Source organism: Megamonas sp. (assembly GCF_986095205.1).
The window spans coordinates 1-20,521 of sequence record NZ_CFQVBI010000006.1 but is presented as its reverse complement, the minus strand read 5'-3'; the positions used below and the strand labels follow the sequence as shown (position 1 = coordinate 20,521).

The 20,521-nt window shown below is 31.5% G+C and carries 13 protein-coding genes; all 13 read left to right on the top strand.

Annotated elements, in window-relative coordinates:
- The first annotated feature begins 227 nt into the window (after positions 1–227).
- The gene (locus AC5LAX_RS00980) at positions 228–1,943 is read left to right on the top strand and encodes an ABC transporter ATP-binding protein/permease (RefSeq protein WP_493263617.1); all 1,716 of its coding nucleotides are present in this window, start codon (positions 228–230) and stop codon (positions 1,941–1,943) included.
- On the top strand, positions 1,936–2,550 hold the full coding sequence (locus tag AC5LAX_RS00975) for a CYTH domain-containing protein (protein WP_288909150.1): 615 nt from the start codon (positions 1,936–1,938) through the stop codon (positions 2,548–2,550). The genes AC5LAX_RS00980 and AC5LAX_RS00975 overlap by 8 nt, the downstream gene beginning before the upstream one ends.
- Positions 2,551–2,872: 322 nt before the next feature.
- Positions 2,873–4,042, top strand: a complete 1,170-nt coding sequence (locus AC5LAX_RS00970; RefSeq protein ID WP_018999400.1) for a glucose-1-phosphate adenylyltransferase — start codon at positions 2,873–2,875, stop codon at positions 4,040–4,042.
- Positions 4,043–4,062: 20 nt separating this feature from the next.
- A complete protein-coding gene (gene glgD / locus AC5LAX_RS00965) occupies positions 4,063–5,169 on the top strand; it encodes a glucose-1-phosphate adenylyltransferase subunit GlgD (protein WP_115152159.1) in 1,107 nt (368 codons plus the stop codon).
- A 225-nt stretch (positions 5,170–5,394) separates the two neighbouring features.
- Positions 5,395–7,854 carry a glycogen/starch/alpha-glucan phosphorylase gene (locus tag AC5LAX_RS00960; protein ID WP_115152158.1) on the top strand — a complete coding sequence of 820 codons (2,460 nt, stop codon included), beginning with the start codon at positions 5,395–5,397 and terminating at the stop codon, positions 7,852–7,854.
- 25 nt (positions 7,855–7,879) lie between these two features.
- Positions 7,880–9,892 carry a 1,4-alpha-glucan branching protein GlgB gene (glgB, locus tag AC5LAX_RS00955; RefSeq protein ID WP_115152157.1) on the top strand — a complete coding sequence of 671 codons (2,013 nt, stop codon included), beginning with the start codon at positions 7,880–7,882 and terminating at the stop codon, positions 9,890–9,892.
- Positions 9,893–9,963: 71 nt separating this feature from the next.
- A complete protein-coding gene (gene glgA, locus AC5LAX_RS00950) occupies positions 9,964–11,403 on the top strand; it encodes a glycogen synthase GlgA (RefSeq protein WP_018999396.1) in 1,440 nt (479 codons plus the stop codon).
- 149 nt (positions 11,404–11,552) lie between these two features.
- Positions 11,553–14,972 (top strand): 4-alpha-glucanotransferase, encoded by a 3,420-nt coding sequence (malQ, locus tag AC5LAX_RS00945; RefSeq protein WP_288909154.1) that lies wholly within the window; start codon positions 11,553–11,555, stop codon positions 14,970–14,972.
- Positions 14,973–15,107: 135 nt separating this feature from the next.
- The gene (locus tag AC5LAX_RS00940; RefSeq protein ID WP_288909155.1) at positions 15,108–16,637 is read left to right on the top strand and encodes an LPS-assembly protein LptD; all 1,530 of its coding nucleotides are present in this window, start codon (positions 15,108–15,110) and stop codon (positions 16,635–16,637) included.
- 24 nt (positions 16,638–16,661) lie between these two features.
- Positions 16,662–17,651: a bifunctional heptose 7-phosphate kinase/heptose 1-phosphate adenyltransferase gene (locus AC5LAX_RS00935; RefSeq protein WP_288909157.1), complete on the top strand. Its 990-nt coding sequence runs from the start codon at positions 16,662–16,664 to the stop codon at positions 17,649–17,651.
- A gap of 23 nt (positions 17,652–17,674) precedes the next feature.
- A complete protein-coding gene (gene rfaE2 / locus AC5LAX_RS00930; RefSeq protein WP_288909159.1) occupies positions 17,675–18,142 on the top strand; it encodes a D-glycero-beta-D-manno-heptose 1-phosphate adenylyltransferase in 468 nt (155 codons plus the stop codon).
- A gap of 153 nt (positions 18,143–18,295) precedes the next feature.
- Entirely contained in the window at positions 18,296–19,324 is a 1,029-nt protein-coding gene (gene waaF, locus AC5LAX_RS00925) for a lipopolysaccharide heptosyltransferase II (RefSeq protein WP_288909161.1), read from the top strand.
- Positions 19,317–20,333, top strand: coding sequence for a Stealth CR1 domain-containing protein (locus tag AC5LAX_RS00920; protein ID WP_288909162.1), 1,017 nt, complete (start codon positions 19,317–19,319; stop codon positions 20,331–20,333). Before waaF ends, AC5LAX_RS00920 begins: the two co-directional genes overlap by 8 nt.
- Positions 20,334–20,521: the final 188 nt, after the last annotated feature.

Genomic DNA, 20,521 nt, shown 5'->3' with positions numbered 1-20,521 from the left:
TTATCATTGAATACGGTTTTTGCTTAACTGTCTGAGCGGAGCGAGTTTTAAGCATTGTATGAAATGATAATATTTTTCAAAGCTAAAATTTTATCTGCGGTGGCTTTCTTTGGTTCGTTTCTTTGCCATCAAAGAAATGAACATAATATATATTTTAGCATATTTTTTTAGAAGATATGAAAATTAATTTTAGGATAGAGGTGTATGGTTTGACTTCAAGAAGAATTATGTATTATTTACAGGCTTTTAAAATTTTAGCACTAGGATATTGGCGTTCTGAACAAAAATGGAAGGCTTATGGTATTTTAGCTGTTGTTTTAATTTTAAATTTAGCTAGTGTATTTTTGACGGTATTGGTAAATGATTGGTATAAAGAATTTTGGGATGTATTGCAAGCCTATGAATTTGATAGTTTTTGGTATTTAGTGGGCAAATTTTCCTTGATTGCCGCTATCTATATAGCGATTGGCGTTTATTCTGTGTATTTACAACAATTATTGCAGATAAAATGGCGTGAATGGCTCACTGATAAATATTTAGTGAGATGGATGGAAAATAGAGCTTATTATAAGTTGAAATTGATGGGAAAAGATATGGATAACCCAGATCAGCGTATTTCTGAGGATATTAATCAATTTGTAGCGTTGACTTTATCTTTGACAATTGGTCTTGTGCGTCAATTGATAACTTTGGTAGCATTTACCGTAATTTTATGGAATTTATCAGGAATTATCACTGTGCCTATTGGCAGTTATGAATTCACTATCTATGGCTATATGGTTTGGTTATCTTTGGTATATTCTATCGTTGGTACGTATCTCACTCATAAGGTGGGTAAGGCACTTATCAATTTAAATTATGAACAGCAAAAATATGAAGCTGATTTCCGTTTTGCGATGATGCGTGTCAGAGAAAATACAGAGTCGATTGCTTTTTATCGTGGTGAAAAGCCTGAGTTAGAAAATTTCTTGACTAGATTTAAGATTGTAATTGGCAATTTCCGCGATATTATGACTCGTCAAAAAATCTTAAATGGTTTTACAGCTGGTTATGGTCAATTAGCGATTATCATTCCATTATTATTGGCTGCACCGCGTTGGTTTGCTAAAGAGGTGCAAGTGGGCTGGATTATGCAAGTATCAAATGCTTTTGGACAAGTTCAAGGAGCAATGTCATATTTTGTAGATGCTTATACAACTATAGCACAGTGGTGCTCTGTAGTTCGCCGTTTAGATGGTTTTAATCGTCATGTTAGTGAAGCCTTAGATTTGAAATCTGATTTAATGATAGATAATGCTTCTAATATTAAAGTCGGTATAGAAAATGTAGATGTTTTCCTTCCTAATAAAAATAAAGATGTTTTAATCAAGGATTGTACAATTGATTTAATGAATTATCAATCTTTATTGATCATGGGTGCTTCTGGTGTGGGTAAATCAACTCTTTTAAGAACACTTGCAGGTCTTTGGCCTTATGCAAAAGGTAATGTTTATTTGCCAAAAGAAGAAGAATTTTTATTTTTACCACAAAGACCATATTTGCCACTTGGTAGCTTAAGACAGGCAATTTCTTATCCTGTAGTTGAAGAAGTGATCAGTGAAAAATATAGTGATGAAGAAATAAAAGAAATACTCATAGCTTGTAAGTTGGAAAATTTAGTAGATAAATTAGATATTGTTGATGATTGGAGTAGAATTTTATCTTTAGGTGAGCAACAAAGAATAGCTTTTGCACGAATTTTATTATATAGACCAGAATTTGTATTTTTAGATGAAGCGACATCAGCTCTTGATGAAGATTTAGAGGGCAATTTATATGATATGTTGAAAATTCATTTGCCAAATACGAAAATCATCAGCATTGCTCATCGCAGTAGTTTAATAGCAAAACATCAGGCTATCTTGAGATTGAAAGAGAAAGGTTGTTGGGAAATCCATGAATAATCAAGAAATAGAAGTAAAAATGGAAATAAAAGATGAAGCTCAAATAGAAAATATACGTGGATTTTTGCAAGAAAATAAAAATCAATCATGGCAACGTATAGATATGAAGGCTATTTATTATGATACGGAAGATAATTTCTATCAAAAACATAAAATCGCTTATCGTGTACGCTGTGAAAATGATTGTATCGTAGCAACGTACAAATCGGGAAAAGTAAACAGTGATGGTTTGTTTGAACGCGTGGAAATTAATAAAAAAGTAACAAAGTTGACACCAGATATAAATGTATTTGCTGAAGATAAAGACATTTGGTCTTTGATTAAAACTACAAAGGATAAAAAATTTTTACCGATAGTAATAACAGATTTTGTGCGTGAGTGTATAGAGCTAACATGGCTAGACTCTAAGCTAGAAGTGGCTTTAGACCTTGGTTTTGTTCAAGGAAGAGAAAATAAAGCTCCTATTTGTGAAGTTGAAATTGAATTAAAACAAGGAAAAATTGAAGATTTATTATCTTTAAAAGATGAATTGATTAAAAAATTTGGTTTACAAATTTCCGCGATAAGCAAATATAAAAAAGGGTTGATTTTAGCAGGACAAATTTAATGTCCTGCTTTTTTTATTATTTTTTTAAAAAATTTTAAAAAAAAAGAAGGATTTACAAAATTTATATAGAATTGTAATACTGTCAAATGAAAATGTAACGAATTTTATTTATTTGAGAAGTTTTATAAATAGAAAGGAAGTGTAAATTTATTTAATCTAAATTTTATAAAATGTACGACAATTGTTAAGATTATTAAGTTTTTATAAGTAATATGTTATGTTTGTGTAAATTTTGATAGTTTTTATAGATTAATTCCTGCAATTTTATCTAAATTGACAAGATGTGTAGACTATGTTTATTTTTTTCAGGAGGTTTTATATTATGAGAAAAACAGAATGCTTAGCCATGATATTGGCTGGTGGTCAAGGGAGTAGATTAGGAGCTTTAACTAAAAATATAGCTAAACCAGCTGTGCCATTTGGTGGAAAATATCGTATCATCGACTTTCCATTGAGTAACTGTGCAAATTCCGGCATTGAAACAGTAGGTGTACTTACTCAATATCGTCCACTAGAATTGCATACATACTTAGGTACTGGTGAAGCATGGAATCTTGACCGCAAAAATGGTGGTGTATATATTTTACCTCCATATGCTAGAGAAAAAGGTGCAGATTGGTACAAAGGTACAGCAGATGCAATTTACCAAAATATTAATTTCATCAATAAAGCTAATCCAGACTATGTTTTAATCTTATCTGGTGACCATATTTATACAATGGATTATGCTAAAATGATTGAAGCACATAAAATGAATAAAGCAGAAGCTACAATTGGTGTAATTAAAGTTCCAATGAAAGAAGCTTCTCGTTTTGGTATTATGAGCACAGATAAAGAAGGTCGTATTACTAAATTTGCCGAAAAACCTGCTAAACCAGAAAGCAATTTAGCTTCTATGGGTATTTATATCTTTAGCTGGAATTTCTTACGTGAATACTTGGAAAATGATGCTAAAGATGAAACTTCTAGTCATGACTTTGGTAAAAATATTATTCCAAAAATGTTAGCTGACCAAGCTAGATTATATTCTTATGCATTTGAAGGTTATTGGAAAGATGTAGGAACAATCGATAGCCTTTGGGAAGCAAACATGGATTTATTAAAAGAAAAACAACCATTTGAAATGAATGGTAAATGGAAAATTTATTCCGTGGATATGGCTATGCCACCTCATTATGTAGGACCAAAAGCGAAAATTAAAAATTCTCTCGTAAGTGAAGGTTCTATGATTTGCGGTGAAGTAAAAAATTCTGTTATATTCCCAGGTGTACGCATTGCTAAAGGTGCAAAAGTAAGCAATTCTGTAATTATGCCATTTGCAAAAATCGAAGCAGATGCTGTTGTTGAAAAAGCTATTGTAGCTCAAAATAGCAAAATTGAAGCAACTGCTCAAGTAGGTAGTGACGATGGCACTATTGTAGTAATTCCTGAAGGTGAAACTGTACGACCAATGGTTGTTTCCGATGCAACTGAAAATGTAAATGTGGGATAAAATAAGAGAGGGATATAATTATGAAAAATGTTCTCGGAATAATGGATTTATATGAAGACGATAAACAAATAAGAACACTTACAACAAAAAGACCAATTGCAACATTACCTTTTGCAGGTCGTTATCGTTTATTAGACTTTGCTTTATCTAGCATGGTTAACTCTGGTATTACAAAAATTGGTATGATGATGCCAGCAAAATCTCGTTCTATCTTAGACCATCTTCGTTCTGGTAAAGACTGGGATTTAGCACGTCGTCATGATGGTTTATTCTATTTACCAGCTATAAAAATGGATAAAGATAGCCGTAATGGTAACTTACAGTCTTTCTATAGACATATGAGCTTTATCAGACAGTCTGAACAAGAATATGTATTGATTTGCAACAGCCGTTTTGTTTATAATATAGACTTTACTACAGCTCTTCGTTTCCATCAGAATACTGGTGCTGATATCACTATGATTTATCATATTGAAAATAAAGAACGTCCAGACAATGCAACTATTTTACAGACTGGTGAAAATGGTCTTGTTACAGAAATTGCTAACCGTCCAGCTGTTTATGAAAATTCCAAAGTATTCATGGGTATTTATTTAATGTCCCGTAAAAAATTCATGGAAATCATATCTACAGCATATGAACGTGGTGGCTATGATTTCTTGATTGATGGTATTTTACGTCATCAGGATAATTTAAATATCTATGGCTTCCAACATGAAGGTTATGTATCTGAAATCTGCTCTACAATTTCCTATTTCAAAACTAATATGGACTTGTTAGAACCAGAAATTTGGGAAGAATTATTCATGGGTTATAACCCAATCTATACAAGAGTTCGTGATGAAGCTCCTGTACAGTACAAAAAACAAGCAAAAGTTAATAATTCTTTAGTTGCAAATGGTTGCGTAATTGAAGGTTCTGTAGAAAACAGTATCTTATTCCGTGGTGTTAAAATCGGAAAAGGCGTTCAAGTTAAAAATAGCGTAATCATGCAGAATTGTGAATTACAAGATGATGCTCTAGTAGAAAATGTAATTTGCGATAAAAATGTAGTAGTATCCGATGGTAAATGGTTAAAAGGTGCTGAAAATTATCCATTGATCATTGAAAAAAATACAGTTATTTGATTAACAAAAGATAAGATATTAAAATAATATAGGTTAAAAAATATAGTAATTATCTCTAAAGTTGACTTTATGAGATAATTACTGTATTTATAAATATATATAATATATATAATATAAATTATATAATATAAAATATTAATATATAGGTTTTGGTTTTTTTAGAAATATAGAGTTTTTATTTCAGGGTAGTGCGATTAAGGTAAAAACTTATAGGGGGAAGTAATAGTGAGTGTAGGAATAATCAATAAGCAAATTGAAGAGAGAGCTTCATTACAGAAAAATTTCTTAAAAACAGCAAATATGTTATTTGGTAAAGATTGGAATGAATTAACTAAAGAAGAATTATATCAGACTTTAGTTAGAACAGTTCGTCAGTATATCAGTGAAAACTGGATTATGACTAATAAATATTATGAAGAAAATCAATGCAAGGAAGTATATTATTTTTCCATTGAATTTTTATTAGGTCGTCTATTAAATACAAACTTGATCAATCTTGATATGAAAGAAATCTGTAAAGAAGCCTTGAAAGACTTGAATATTGATATTACAGAGCTCTTTAAACAGGAACCAGATGCAGGTTTAGGTAATGGTGGTCTTGGCCGTCTTGCTGCTTGCTTTATTGATTCTATGGCTTCCTTAGGCCTTCCAGGTCATGGTTGTACTATCCGTTATCAATATGGTCTGTTTGAACAAAAAATAATAGATAATCAACAAGTTGAAATTCCTGATAATTGGCTTAAAAATGGTTTCGCTTGGGAATATCGCAAAGCTGACAAAGAAGTTGATGTTCATTTTGGCGGTAATGCTTATATGGCTCAACAAGAAGATGGTTCTTTAAAATTAGTTCATGAAGGATATAATACAGTTGCAGCTGTTCCTTATGATGTGCCAATCGTAGGTTACCACAATAATGTAGTAAATACTCTTCGTCTTTGGAATGCTGAAGTTCCTCAAGATTTTGCTTCTTTATCAGGTACTAGAGAACAGTTACAAGAAAGATTGCGTCAATCTTATCGTGTACAAGCAATCACTTCTTGCTTGTATCCAGAAGATAGCTCTTATGAAGGTAAAATGCTTCGTTTGACTCAAGAATATTTCTTTGTATCTGCAGGCGTTCAAAGTATTGTTCGTCATTATAAACGCCGTAAAGGTGATTTAAAAGATTTCGCGAAAAAAATTGCTATTCATATCAATGATACTCATCCAGCAATGGCAATTCCTGAACTTATGCGTGTACTCATTGACCAAGAAGGTATGGATTGGGATACTGCTTGGGATATCACTAAAAATACAGTAGCATATACTAATCATACAATTATGCCAGAAGCATTAGAAACTTGGCCAATTGATATGTTTAAAAATCTTGTACCACGTATCTACATGATTGTAGAAGAAATCAATGCACGCTTCTTAGAAGATATTCGCAAAAAATATCCAAATGATGAAGACCGTGTACGCAGAGTATCTATCATTCAAGATGGCGTAGTTCATATGGCTCGTCTTTCTGTTGTTGGTAGCCACAGTGTAAATGGTGTTGCTAAAATTCATAGCGATATTTTAAAAGCACATACTATGCGTGATTTTGATGAAATTTACCCAGGTAAATTCAACAATAAAACTAATGGTATTACACATCGTCGTTGGCTCATTGCTGCAAATCCACAGCTTTCTAGCTTAATAGATGAAGCTATTTCTGATAAATGGCGTAAAGACCCATCTCGTCTTATCGATTTATTAGACTATAAAGATGATACAGCATTCCTTGATAAATTAGCAGAAGTTAAAAAAGAACATAAAATTTATTTAGCTGGTCATATCAAACGTCGTAGTGGCTTTAATATTGATCCTAATTCCTTATATGACATTCAAGTTAAACGTATTCATTCTTATAAACGTCAAATTATGAATATTTTACATGTAATGCATATTTATAATTTGATTAAAGCAAATCCATCTATCAAATCTGAAATGTTACCTCGTACTTATATGTTCGCAGGTAAAGCAGCTCCTGGTTACCATATCGCTAAAGAAACTATTCGCTTGATCAACAATGTAGCTAATATTGTTAATAACGATAAAGATGTAAACGATTGTTTACATGTAGTATTCTTAGAAAACTATGGTGTTACTTTAGCAGAAAAATTATTCCCAGCAGCTGATGTTAGTGAACAGATTTCTCTTGCAGGTAAAGAAGCTTCCGGTACATCTAATATGAAATTTATGATGAACGGTGCTATTACACTTGGTACTTTAGATGGTGCTAATGTGGAAATCTGCGATGCAGTTGGAGAAGATAACTGCGTTATCTTTGGCTTAAAAGAACATGAAGTAATGGAATACTATAAAAATGGATTATATTCCGCATGGACTGAATATAATACAAATCCAGCAATTCACAATGTAGTTGATGAATTATTGACTGGTCCATTCGTAGGTAATGGTGATTTCCATGACTTACACAACTATTTATTCAATAGTAATGATGAATATTTCGTATTCAAAGACTTCAATTCTTATATTGATGCTCATGTAAAAATTAGAGGTAAATATCTCGACCGCTATGGTTGGTTAAAATCCAGCTTAATCAATATTGCACATTCTGGTATCTTCTCTAGTGATAGAACTATCAGCGAATATGCAAAAGATATCTGGAATGTAGAACCTATTAATTTATTAAAATAAATGACTCCAAAGGAGAACTAAAAATATGGAAGTATCCGCATTAAAAGATTTTGATTTGTATTTGTATCATCAAGGTACAAATTTCTATGCGTATCAAATGTTAGGAGCTCATTTTGTAGTAGAAGACGGAGTAGAAGGCGTACGCTTTGCTGTTTGGGCACCTCATGCTAAAGCCATAAGTGTAGTAGGAGATTTTAATAATTGGGATTATAATGAAAACCCAATGCAGAGAATTTCTGATGGTGAAATTTGGGTGACTTTTATTCCTAATTTACAGCAAGGTGAAATTTATAAATATTCTATAGAGCCATTCAATGGTGGAGAACGTTTCTTAAAAGCAGACCCTTATGCTTTTTATGCTGAAAAGAAACCAAAAACAGCTTCTCGCGTTTATGATTTACGCGGTTATGAATGGCATGATGAAAAATGGCAGAAAAAACAGCAACAAGAAGCTTCTTATGATAAACCTATGCTCATCTATGAAGTGCATTTAGGCTCTTGGCGTCGTGATGCTGAAGGTAATTATTTAACTTATAGAGAAGCAGCAAAACAGCTCATCTCTTATGTTAAAGAAATGAATTATACTCATATTGAGTTTATGCCACTTTGTGAACATCCATTTGATGGTTCTTGGGGTTACCAAGCAACTGGTTATTATGCAGTAACTAGTCGTTATGGTGAACCAAAAGACTTCATGTATTTAGTAGATTTAGCTCATCAAAATGGTATTGCTGTAATCATGGACTGGGTTCCAGGACATTTCTGTAACGATGCTCATGGTCTTCGCCGTTTTGATGGTGAAACTTTATATGAATCTGATAATGAAAAACGCCGTGAAAATTGGCAATGGGGTACAACTAACTTCGACTATGGTCGTCGTGAAGTGCATAGCTTCTTAATTTCTAATGCTCTATTTTGGTTAAATGAATATCATATTGATGGGCTTAGAATTGATGCCGTAGCTAATATGTTGTATCTAAACTACGGTCGTGAAGAAGGTCAGTGGGAACCTAATAAATACGGTGATACTGGTAACCTTGAAGCTATGGAATTGATTAAAAATCTAAATGAAGCGATTTTCAAATATCATCCTAATGCTTTAATGATGGCAGAAGAATCTACATCATGGCCTATGATTTCTCGTCCAACTTATATGGGCGGTATGGGCTTTAACTATAAATGGAATATGGGCTGGATGAATGATATGCTCAAATATATGAGCCTTGATCCTATTTATCGTAAATGGAATCATGATAAAATTACATTCTCCTTGATGTATGCTTTCTCTGAAAACTTTGTATTGCCATTATCTCATGATGAAGTAGTTCATGGTAAATGCTCTTTAATTGAAAAAATGCCAGGCGATTATTGGCGTAAATTCGCTGGTCTTCGTTCATTCTTTGGTTATTGGATGACTCACCCTGGTAAAAAATTATTATTCATGGGTGGCGAATTTGGTCAATTTATCGAATGGAAATATGATGATAGTCTTGATTGGCATTTAGCTGAATTGTATCCAATGCATACAAAAATGCAGAGATTCTCTAAAGAATTGAATAAATTCTATTGTGAACATAAAGCTTTATGGCAAGTAGACTTTGATTGGCGTGGTTTCCGCTGGATTGATTGTAACGATAATGAAAATAGCGTTATTTCCTTTATTCGTTATGCTGAAGACCAAGATGATTTCATCATTGTAGTATGTAACTTCACTCCAGAAGTGCGTCATGGTTACCGTATTGGTGTACCTGAAAAAGGTATTTATCAAGAAGTATTTAATACAGATAAAGAAGAATATGGTGGTTCTAATGTATTAAATGAAGGTGACTTTAAATCAGAAGATGTATTCTGGCATAATTTAAATCAATCTATTCAAATTACTTTACCACCACTTGGTACAGTATATTTCAGATTGAAATTGCGTCCTGTTGAAGCTAAAAAACAGACAGTAATTGAAGCTGAAAAACCAGAAAAGGTAAAACTTAATGGTAATAGATCAAAACAACGTCAAAAGGCTAAAGCTTATGCCTTGAAATAATTTAAGTTATAGCCCATATAATTTTTATTATATGGGCTATATATACAATCATAGAGGAAGGTCGTGTTATAGTGTTAAAAGTTTTATATGTAGCCTCAGAAGCTGTGCCTTTTGTAAAAACAGGCGGTCTTGCAGATGTAGCGGGTTCTTTACCTAAAGAATTAAAACAAAAAGGTGTAGATGTTCGTGTTGTTATACCAAAATACAGTGGTATAAAAGAAGAATATCGCAATAATATGGAACATATTTATGATGGTGAAATCAATGTTTCCTGGCGTAAAAAATATCTAGGTATTGATAGATACGATTATAAAGATGTACCATTTTATTTCATTGATAATCAGGAATATTTCTATCGTGAAGGATATTATGGTTATCCAGATGATGTAGAAAGATTTACTTTCTTCTGCAGAGCTGTTCTTGAAATGCTTCCTCATATTGATTTCTGGCCAGATATTATTCATATGAATGATTGGCAAACTGGTTTAATTAGCGTTTATTTAAAACTCGAACATAATGAAGATGTACGCTATAACAAGATTAAAACAGTATATACTATTCACAATTTGAAATATCAAGGTCGTTTCTGGAAAGGATATTTACCAGATGTTTTAGGTCTTGATTGGAAATACTTCAACAATGGTGATTTGGAATACTTCGATGATATCAACTTCATGAAAGGTGCTATCGTATATTCTGACAAAGTTACTACTGTAAGTCGCAGTTATGCTAAAGAAATTCAAGATCCTTATTATGGTGAAGGTCTTGAAGGTATGCTTCAAAAACGTGATGCAGATTTATCTGGTATTATCAATGGTCTTGATTATGAAGATTATAATCCAGAAACTGATAAGTACATCTTTAAAAACTTTGATGTACATAATGCAATTGCTATCAAAGGTGATAATAAAGAACAACTTCAGAAAAAATTGGGCTTACCAGTAAATCGCAAAATTCCAATGATTGGTATGGTAACTCGTTTAGTTGAAGCTAAAGGTCTTGATTTAGTTACACGTATCTTAGACGAATTACTTGAATATGAAAATGTACAATTTGTAATTTTAGGTACAGGCGATAGACAATATGAAGACTGGTTCAAAGGTCTTGTATGGCGCTATCCGAAAAAAGTATCTGCTAATATCTTCTTTAATAATGAATTAGCACATCAAATTTATGCTGCAAGTGACTTATTCTTGATGCCATCTCAATATGAACCATGCGGTATTGGTCAGCTTATCGCTCTCCGTTATGGTACTGTGCCAATTGTACGTGCTACAGGTGGTTTAAAAGATACTGTTGAAGCATATAACAATTACACTCAAACTGGTAATGGCTTTAGCTTTAATAACTACAATGCACATGAATTATTATTCTCCATCAAACGTGCAATAGATGGTATTGCTGATGATAGAAAACATATTCATCTTGTAGAAAATGCTATGACTGCTGATTACAGCTGGGAAGAATCAGCTAAACAATATAAAGAATTGTATAATAGCTTAAAGGCTTAATAATTAGTTTAAAATAAAAATTTTATCGCTTAATACGACTTTTATAAAATTTTGCTTACTCAACAAAATAAGGTCTGTATTAAGCGATAATTATTTTATAGATGATTGAAGTTTTAATTAAAGTTTTAATCAGGGGAGGGATAATATAAATGATTTTTCATGATTCGCGAAATCTATATTATCGCAGTCCTATAGGGGCAGTGCCGACACAATCTTTTGTGAGATTGGCAATTGATGTTGATTTAAAAGATAAAGTTTCTTTGGTGCGTTTACATACATGGCAAGAAACTTGTGGTTCAATATATTATAATTTAAAAAAATCTTCATGGGATGAAAAACATTATTTTATTGATTTAGATATGCCTGAAGATGGTTGTCTTGTTTGGTATTATTTTATAATTGAATTAGCTGATGGCAAATTATTATATTATGGCAATAATAAGGCGCAAATAGGTGGTATTGGTCAAGAAGCATTAGAGGTGCCACCATCTTATCAGATTACAGTATTTAAAAAAGATGTAAAAACGCCAGATTGGTTTAAAAAAGCTGTTATGTATCAGATTTTCCCTGATAGATTTTATCGTAGTGGCAATAATATCCCACAGAAAAAACATGCGGTGCTTCATTGTGATTGGAATGAACCACCAATGTATTATTTAGACCCAGATACTAAAAATGTAATCACTTATGATTATTTTGGCGGAAATATCCAAGGTATAAAAGAGAAATTATCTTATTTAAAAGATTTGGGAATATCTGTGATTTATTTTAATCCTATTTTCAAATCACGTGCTAATCATCATTATGATACAGCAGATTATCATCAAGTAGACCCAATGTTTGGCACTAATGAAGAATTTGCACAGCTTTGTAGTCAAGCTAAAGAGATGGGAATTCGTATCATCTTAGATGGTGTATTTAGTCATACTGGCAGTGATAGTATATACTTCAATCGCTTTGGCAATTTTGATAGTGTAGGTGCATATCAATCCAAAGAATCTCCATATTATGAATGGTATGATTTCAAGGAATATCCTTGTAAATATGATTGTTGGTGGGGCTTTACAAGTATGCCAAACACAAAGGAAACAACACCATCATATATGGATTTCATCATTCGTAGTGAAGATAGTGTAATGAATTTTTGGATGGATAAAGGCATAAGTGGTTGGCGTTTAGATGTAATTGATGAATTGCCACAGAAATTTACACGTTGTTTTTATCAAAAATTGAAGAAATTAGATAAAGATGCAGTTATTATCGGTGAAGTATGGGAAGATGCTTCAAATAAAATAGCATATAATGTTCATCGCGAATATCTTTGTGGTTATGAGATGGATAGTGCGATGAATTATCCATTGCGCAGAATTATTTTAGATTTTATTTTGAGAAATAAATCAGCTCAAGAAACAGAAGTAAGTATTTTAAATCAGCATGAAAATTATCCTGAAGAAAATCTCTATGCCATGATGAATTTATTGGGTAGTCATGATGTAGAACGTATTTTGACTTTATTAGGCGAAGCTCCAAATGTAGAAAATGTACCAGCTAGTGTACAGGCAAAATTCAAGTTAGATGATGCTCATTTGCGTTTAGCTATTGCTCGTTTGAAATTAGCTGTTGTTTGGCAAATGACATTGCCAGGAGTACCATCAATTTATTATGGCGATGAAATTGGTATGCAGGGATATCGCGATCCACATAATAGAGCAAGCTATAAATGGGATGAAGCTGATAATAATTTACGTCATTTCTTTACGCGTATGATAGCACTGCGCAATCATCGACAAGTATTGCAAACTGGTTGGTATATACCAGTATGTGCTCAAGATGATGTCTTAGCTTATATGAGAACTACAAAATTAGGCAAAGATAGATTTGGACAAAAAATGGATGATGATTGCATTTTAGTGGTGTTAAATCGTCATCAAGAAAAGACTATGACGATAGAAATTGATGTTCATGGTTTTTGTCAGCGTAAATTACATGAAATAACTAATATGTATCCTGATGTGGAAATCATAGATAATAAGGCTAAGATAGAAATTGAACCGCTCACAGCTCTAGTATTTGAACAAGAAAAAGAAAATATAGAATATGCTAGAAAAGCTGGTATTATCATGCATCCAACATCACTTCCATCTGATTATGGTATTGGTGATTTAGGAAAAGAAGCTTATAATTTTGTGGATTGGTTAGTAAAAGCTAAACAAAAGATTTGGCAAGTCCTTCCATTAAATCCAGTGGGATATGGAGCATCTCCATATCAATCTCCATCTGCTTTTGCTGGCAATACTATGCTTATTTCTCCTGAAAAATTGGTGGAAATTAATTTATTAGAAGCCAAAGATATTGTTTTAGATTATAAAGCTGATGTTGATAAAGTAGATTTTGTAAAAGTAGAAGCTTATAAAGAAAAAATCTTAACAAAAGCTTTTGCAAATTTTGTAGCAGATGCAGATTATACAGCTTTTTGTCAACAGCAAAGTTATTGGCTTGAAGATTATGCATTATTCATGGCATTAAAGAAATATTATAAAAACTTACCATGGTATGAATGGAATTTAGATATAAAATTGCGTAAACCTCAAGCTTTAGAGTCTTGTAGAATTTCTTTGGCACAAGATATTGCTTATGCTAAGTTTAAACAATATATTTTCTTTAAACAGTGGCAAGATTTACATGCTTATGCAAACGAAAAAGGTATACAAATAGTCGGTGATGTTCCAATTTTCCCATCACATGATAGTGCTGATGTATGGGTACATCAAGATTTATTTAATTTGAATGCTGATGGCACCTTAAAGACAGCAGCAGGAGTACCACCAGATTATTTCAGTGAAGATGGTCAACTTTGGGGTAATCCACATTACCTTTGGAAGGTAATGCAAAGAGATGATTATAGTTGGTGGCGTAAACGCATGGCTACATTGTTGAATTTAGTAGATATAATTCGCATTGACCATTTCCGTGGTTTTGAAGCTTATTGGGAAGTATCTGGCATGGCTACAAATGCTCGTGTTGGTAAATGGGTTAAAGGTCCAGGCAAAGATTTATTTGATAAAATCAAAGAATATCTAGGTAATGTGCCAATTATCGCTGAAGATTTAGGTGTAATCACTCCAGAAGTCGAAGCTTTGAAAAATAGTTGTAATTTCCCAGGCATGAAAGTTTTACAATTTGAATTATATGCAAATAAATATCATAAATTAAACTTTATCAGTCCGAAAAATAGCATTGTCTATACAGGTACTCATGATAATAATACAACTTTAGGCTGGCTTAAAGAGGATATATCTCCACAGGATAAAGCAGTTTTAGCAGATTTATTAGAAGTTAAAGTTGATGATAATGAGGCTTTATTAGATGAATTGGTAAAATTAGCATATGCTAGTGCTTCTAAGATGGCGATACTGCCAATGCAAGATGTTTTGAAGTTGGATAGTAATGCTAGAATGAATTTACCTGGTACAGTAGGCACTAACTGGGGCTGGCGTATGCAAAAAGATGCATTGACAGACGAAAAAGCAATGTATTTGTGTTCCTTAGTAGAAAAATATAATAGATAAATGAAAAGGACTCTGCAATAAATGTAGAGTCCTTTTAGATTTTAGCGAAAAGTAATTCGGCAAAGAGAATATTATCATGGTATAATAATTTAAGTGTATTTAGTTAAATTTATTTTAAGATAGGTGAATATTTTAATGAAAATAGAGAAAAAAATATTGTGGGCGATATCATTAAGTGCATTATCTTTATGTACATATAATCAGCCAGTATTAGCTTCAGATACTGATGTTGAAATCTTAAATTATGTTGAAGACCAACGTCGTGAAGCTAGAGATAAAGAAAAAAATAAAGCTATTAATGAATTCAAAGCAGAATTAGATGCTCAATATGAAAAAGAAGGCATTGTTATACAAAATCCTCAAGAAGCACCAATTATTTTTGAGGGTAATGATATTATGTATGATTCGGTAACAGGTGAAGTATATGGTAAGGGCAATGTAAAAATCACGCAGAATTATTCACGCATGACTACTGAAGATGCAAATGGTAATTTAAATACAGGTGATGTGGATATTCCTGTTCATGCCCATGTTATGCAGGTAGCTAATCCAACACTTGATATCAACAGTGAGAAAACAAAATATAATTATAATGAAAAAACTGGTGTAATGAATAATGTAAAAGGTCGTGTAGATAATAGATATATTTCAGGGGAACAAGTAGAATTTTATCCTGATTACTATATAATTTACAATGGTACTATGACACGTTGTCCTGCGAAAAAACCAGATTACTGTTTGACTGCTGATAAAATTGAAATTTATCCTGATGACCATATGGTAGCATATAATGCGAAATTTTTGATCAAAGGACAAGTTATTTATCAAACAGATGAATATAGTACTAAAATAGGTACTAATAGCGATGGAAAAAATCAATGGATACCACTGCGTATTCGTATAAATGATGATGATGGTTTATCTATCGGTTATAAATTAGATGCACCACTTATGGATAATGTAAAAGCTTATGCTGATTTAAAATATACTACTAAGCATGATATGAGAAATATTTATGGTGTAGCTTGGAATAATGCGGGTAGTACTTTTAAAATAGAAAATGGTAAATATGAAGATGATGATGATCGTTGGTTAGAAAAGAATATAGCATATATATATAATTATGGCAGTAGAATAGGTGATACACCACTTAGTTTTAATTTGTATAATGAATATGGTCTATGGGAAGAAAATAATATTAAAAGTTGGCATCGTGAACATAATTTATCTCTCCATCATGATCCTATAAATTTAGATACAGAAGGTAAATTTAGATTATTTCCAAGCATAGGTTATCGCTTAGTTTATGAAGATTATGATGATAGTAATTATAATAGTTTATATTATGATGTGACTTTACTTGGTGAATTAACTGATAGATTAGTAGCTTATACTGGATATCATTATTCAAGAGTTAGTGCAGAAAATACTTTATTCCAGTATGGATTAGAAGATTATTCCAAAAAAGTATCCGCAGGTCTAAGTTATACTATAGATGATAAAAATCGCTTTGTTGTAGCAACAGGATATGATGCTTCAGATCAGCTTCGTTTAAGAGATTTAGATTATTATTGGTATCATGATTGGCATTGTGTAGAAACTGAATTAAAATATGAACAGAAAAAAGATAAATGGAGTTTACATTTTAATTTCTTGAATTTCTAATATATAGAGAAAAAAGGTGAATTTATGAAGCCGGAATTGATTGATTTTGTAGAAAAATTTAAGGGAAAACGCATTTTAATTATTGGTGATATGATTGCTGATATATATTTAAAAGGTGATATTTCTCGTATTTCTCGTGAAGCGCCAGTTTTAGTATTGATAGAGTCAGAAGAAAAAACAGTGGCTGGCGGTGCTGCTAATGTAGTTAATAATGTAGCTACATTAGGCGGAAAAGCTTTTGCTGTAGGCATTTTAGGCGAAGATAAAGGTGCTTTAAATTTAAAGCAAATATTAGAAGAGAATAATGTAAATACTGAAGGTATGTTTTGTGATCAAAATCGCAAAACTATTACTAAGACACGTGTTATTGCAGGTGGTAGAGCTACAGTAAGTCAACAGGTAGTACGTATTGATAGAGAATGCAATGAAGTTATCAGTGAAGTATATGAAAAAGAATTGATGAATTACATTCAAATGGTCATGCCACAGATGCAAGGTGTAGTAATGAGCGATTATGGCAGTGGAACAATTACACCTAAAATTCGTGATTTAATTTTATCTTTAAGTAAAGAATATGATATACCATCAATAATAGATTCTCGATATGCTATTTTCAATTTTGTAGGTACTGATTATGTAAAACAAAATGATACAGAATTAGCTAGTGCTGTAGGCTATAAAATAGATAATGAAGATAGCTTATATAAAGCGGCACGGGAATTTTTAGTAAAAATGCAAGCAAAGGGAATTTTAGTTACACGTGGAGAAAAAGGTATGACTTTATTTGAAGCAAATGGAGATGTGCATAATATCCCAGTATCTGATAAATCAGAAGTATTTGATGTATCAGGAGCAGGCGATACATGTGTTGCTACCTTTATCACAGCATTAGCTACAGGTGCGATGCCAAGTCAAGCAGCTGAACTTTCTAATTTTGCTTCTGGTATTGCTGTACGTAAAATGGGAACAGCTACAGTTTCTGATGAGGAATTAATTGCTGTATTGAAAAAATAATAATTACAGATAGGATTTTAGTGATGATTATAGATATACAAGATATTGAAAAGTTTTGTGAAATCTTGCGTAAGGGTAATAAAACTATAGCACTTACTAATGGCACTTTTGATTTAGTACATGCAGGTCATGTTCGTTATTTAAATGAAGCTAGTAAATTAGCAGATTATTTAATTTTAGGGTTAAATAGTGATCAGTCTGTAAAGCAGTATAAATCAGACAAAAGACCAATTGTTCCGCAAAAAGAGCGAGCAGAGGTTATAGATAGTTTAAAAGCTGTAGATTATGTAGTTATTTTTGATGAAACAACAGCTGATAAATTAATCAGTAAAGTAAAACCAGATATCTATGTAAAAGGTGGAGATTATATAGAAGAATCTCTTCCTGAAACAGCAACAGTAAAAAAATATGGTGGTAAGATAAAATTTATAAAAGTAGTAGAGGGTTGTTCTACTACAAATATCATACAAAGAATTTTAGAGATATATTGATAAATAAAAAACTACATCTTTAAGGTATGTATTTTAGAGATGTAGTTTTTATTTAGATAAAATAGTAAATAAGTATTTACTATTTTGTAAAATATTGGTAAAATCAAAGAATGGAAAATATATAATATTTGATAAGAATTTGATGAGGTTTTTATGAATATTTTAATTGTAAAATTAAGTGCAATAGGAGATGTAATTCATGCATTACCTGTAGCATATGTTTTGAAAAAACGATATCCTAATGCGCATATCACATGGGTTGTGGAACCTACAGCATATGAATTGGTGAAACACAATCCATATGTAGATGAAATAATTATTTTTCATAAAAAAGCATTTAAATCATGGAATGGTTTTAAAGAAAATTATCGACCATTTACTAAGTTATTGCAAAAAAGAAAATATGATATATCTATAGATTTGCAAGGATTATTTAAGTCAGCAGCTGTAGTATTTACTGCTAAGGCAAAGAGAAAAATAGGCTATGTAGATATGCGTGAAGGTAGCAATTTAATCAGTAAACGCATAGTAGGCAATAATAAGAATGGTCATATTATAGATAGATATTTAGATACTGTTAAATGTTTAGATTGTGATACAGAAAATATAATATTTCCTTTAGTTAATACACAAGATGAAATTGATTTTGTAGATAATTTATTGATTAAAGAGAATATATTAAATCAAAAATTTATAATTTTTGCAGTGGGCACTAATTGGATAAATAAATGTTGGTCTGTGGAAAATTTTGCGAAATTAAGTGATTTATTAGCAAAATATAAGCTAAAAGTAGTCTTAATTGGTTTTGGAAAAGATGATGAACAAAAATCACAAGCTATTATTAAATTAGCTAGAGAAAATAATATTATAAATTTTGTGGGAAAAACGAGTTTGATGCAAACGGCTAGACTTATTAAATTATCAAAGGCTGTTGTAGGCGGAGATACAGGAAACCTTCATTTAGCAGTAGCTTTAAATATTCCTGCAATTATGCTTATGGGGCCAACAGATCCTAATAGAAATGGTCCATATAGACAAAGTGAAAATGTGATTTTGGCAGGTCATGAATGTGATGGTTGTTGGAAGCGTACTTGTGCTAAGAATATAGATTGCTTAGCAAGTATAAAACCAAATCAAGTCATAGAAAAGTTAAAACGAATCGAGTTGTTAATAAATGAGTAAAAATTATCCTATTGATTTTGTGGTCACTTGGGTTGATGGTAATGATCCAATATGGCAAGCTGAAAAAGCAAAATATAGCCCTAATAAAAATGCAGATAATCGCAATGTGCGTTTTCGCGATTGGGATAATATGCAATATTGGTTTAGGGCTGTAGAAAAATTTGCACCATGGGTAAATAAAATACATTTTGTGACCTATGGCCATTTACCTAAGTGGTTAAATACAGATAATCCCAAATTAAATATTGCTAAACATAGCGATTTTATACCACAAAAATATTTACCTACATTTAGTTCTCAGCCTATTGAATTAAATTTGCATAGAATAAACGGCTTAGCAGAAAGATTTGTTTATTTTAATGATGATATGTTTTTGTTAAGACCAGTAAAAAGAGAATTATTTTTTGCAGGTAAAGATTGTTTGCCAACAGATTTTGCGATAACTAGTACAATTAGTACAACTACTAAAGAAGATATGATGCCATTTATAAAATTAAATTGTGTAACAATTTTAAATGGACATTTTGATAAAAAGGAACAGATGAAAAAGCATTTTAGTAAATGGGTAAATTTAGCTTATGGTTGGAATGCTTTACGTAATTTAATTTTTTATGGGCAACATAGATTTAAAGGATTTGCAAATAATCATTTAGCTTTTTCTTTTTTGAAAAGTGAATATGAAGATATTTGGGAAAAAGAATATGAATCATTAGATGATACTTCGTCACATAAGTTTAGAAGTAAATTAGATTTAGATAATTGGCTTATTCGTTATTGGCAATTGACTAGAGGAAATTTTTATCCAATAGGAAGACATGTAAAAGGTAAGGTTTATGAAATCTATAATGGAGTAGAACAAAATCAAGAATTATTTAAGATTATAGAAAATCAAGCAATGCCTATGATATGTATAAATGACAATGATAATGTGGATTTTGAACCTATGAAAGAAAGAATAAAACAGGCTTTTAATAAAATTTTGCCAGAAAAATCTAGTTTTGAGAAATAATAAAAAATAAAGAAGTAAATTATTTAAAATTTACCAAATGCGAGCGTAAAGCCCCTAAATTTATTTATGGAGATATAAGCTCGCTAAAAAAACAATGATTCGATATCATTGTTTTTTATTGTATTATATTTTTAATAGTTATATAATACTTTTATGAAATATAAATCAAATAATAATATAGTATATTC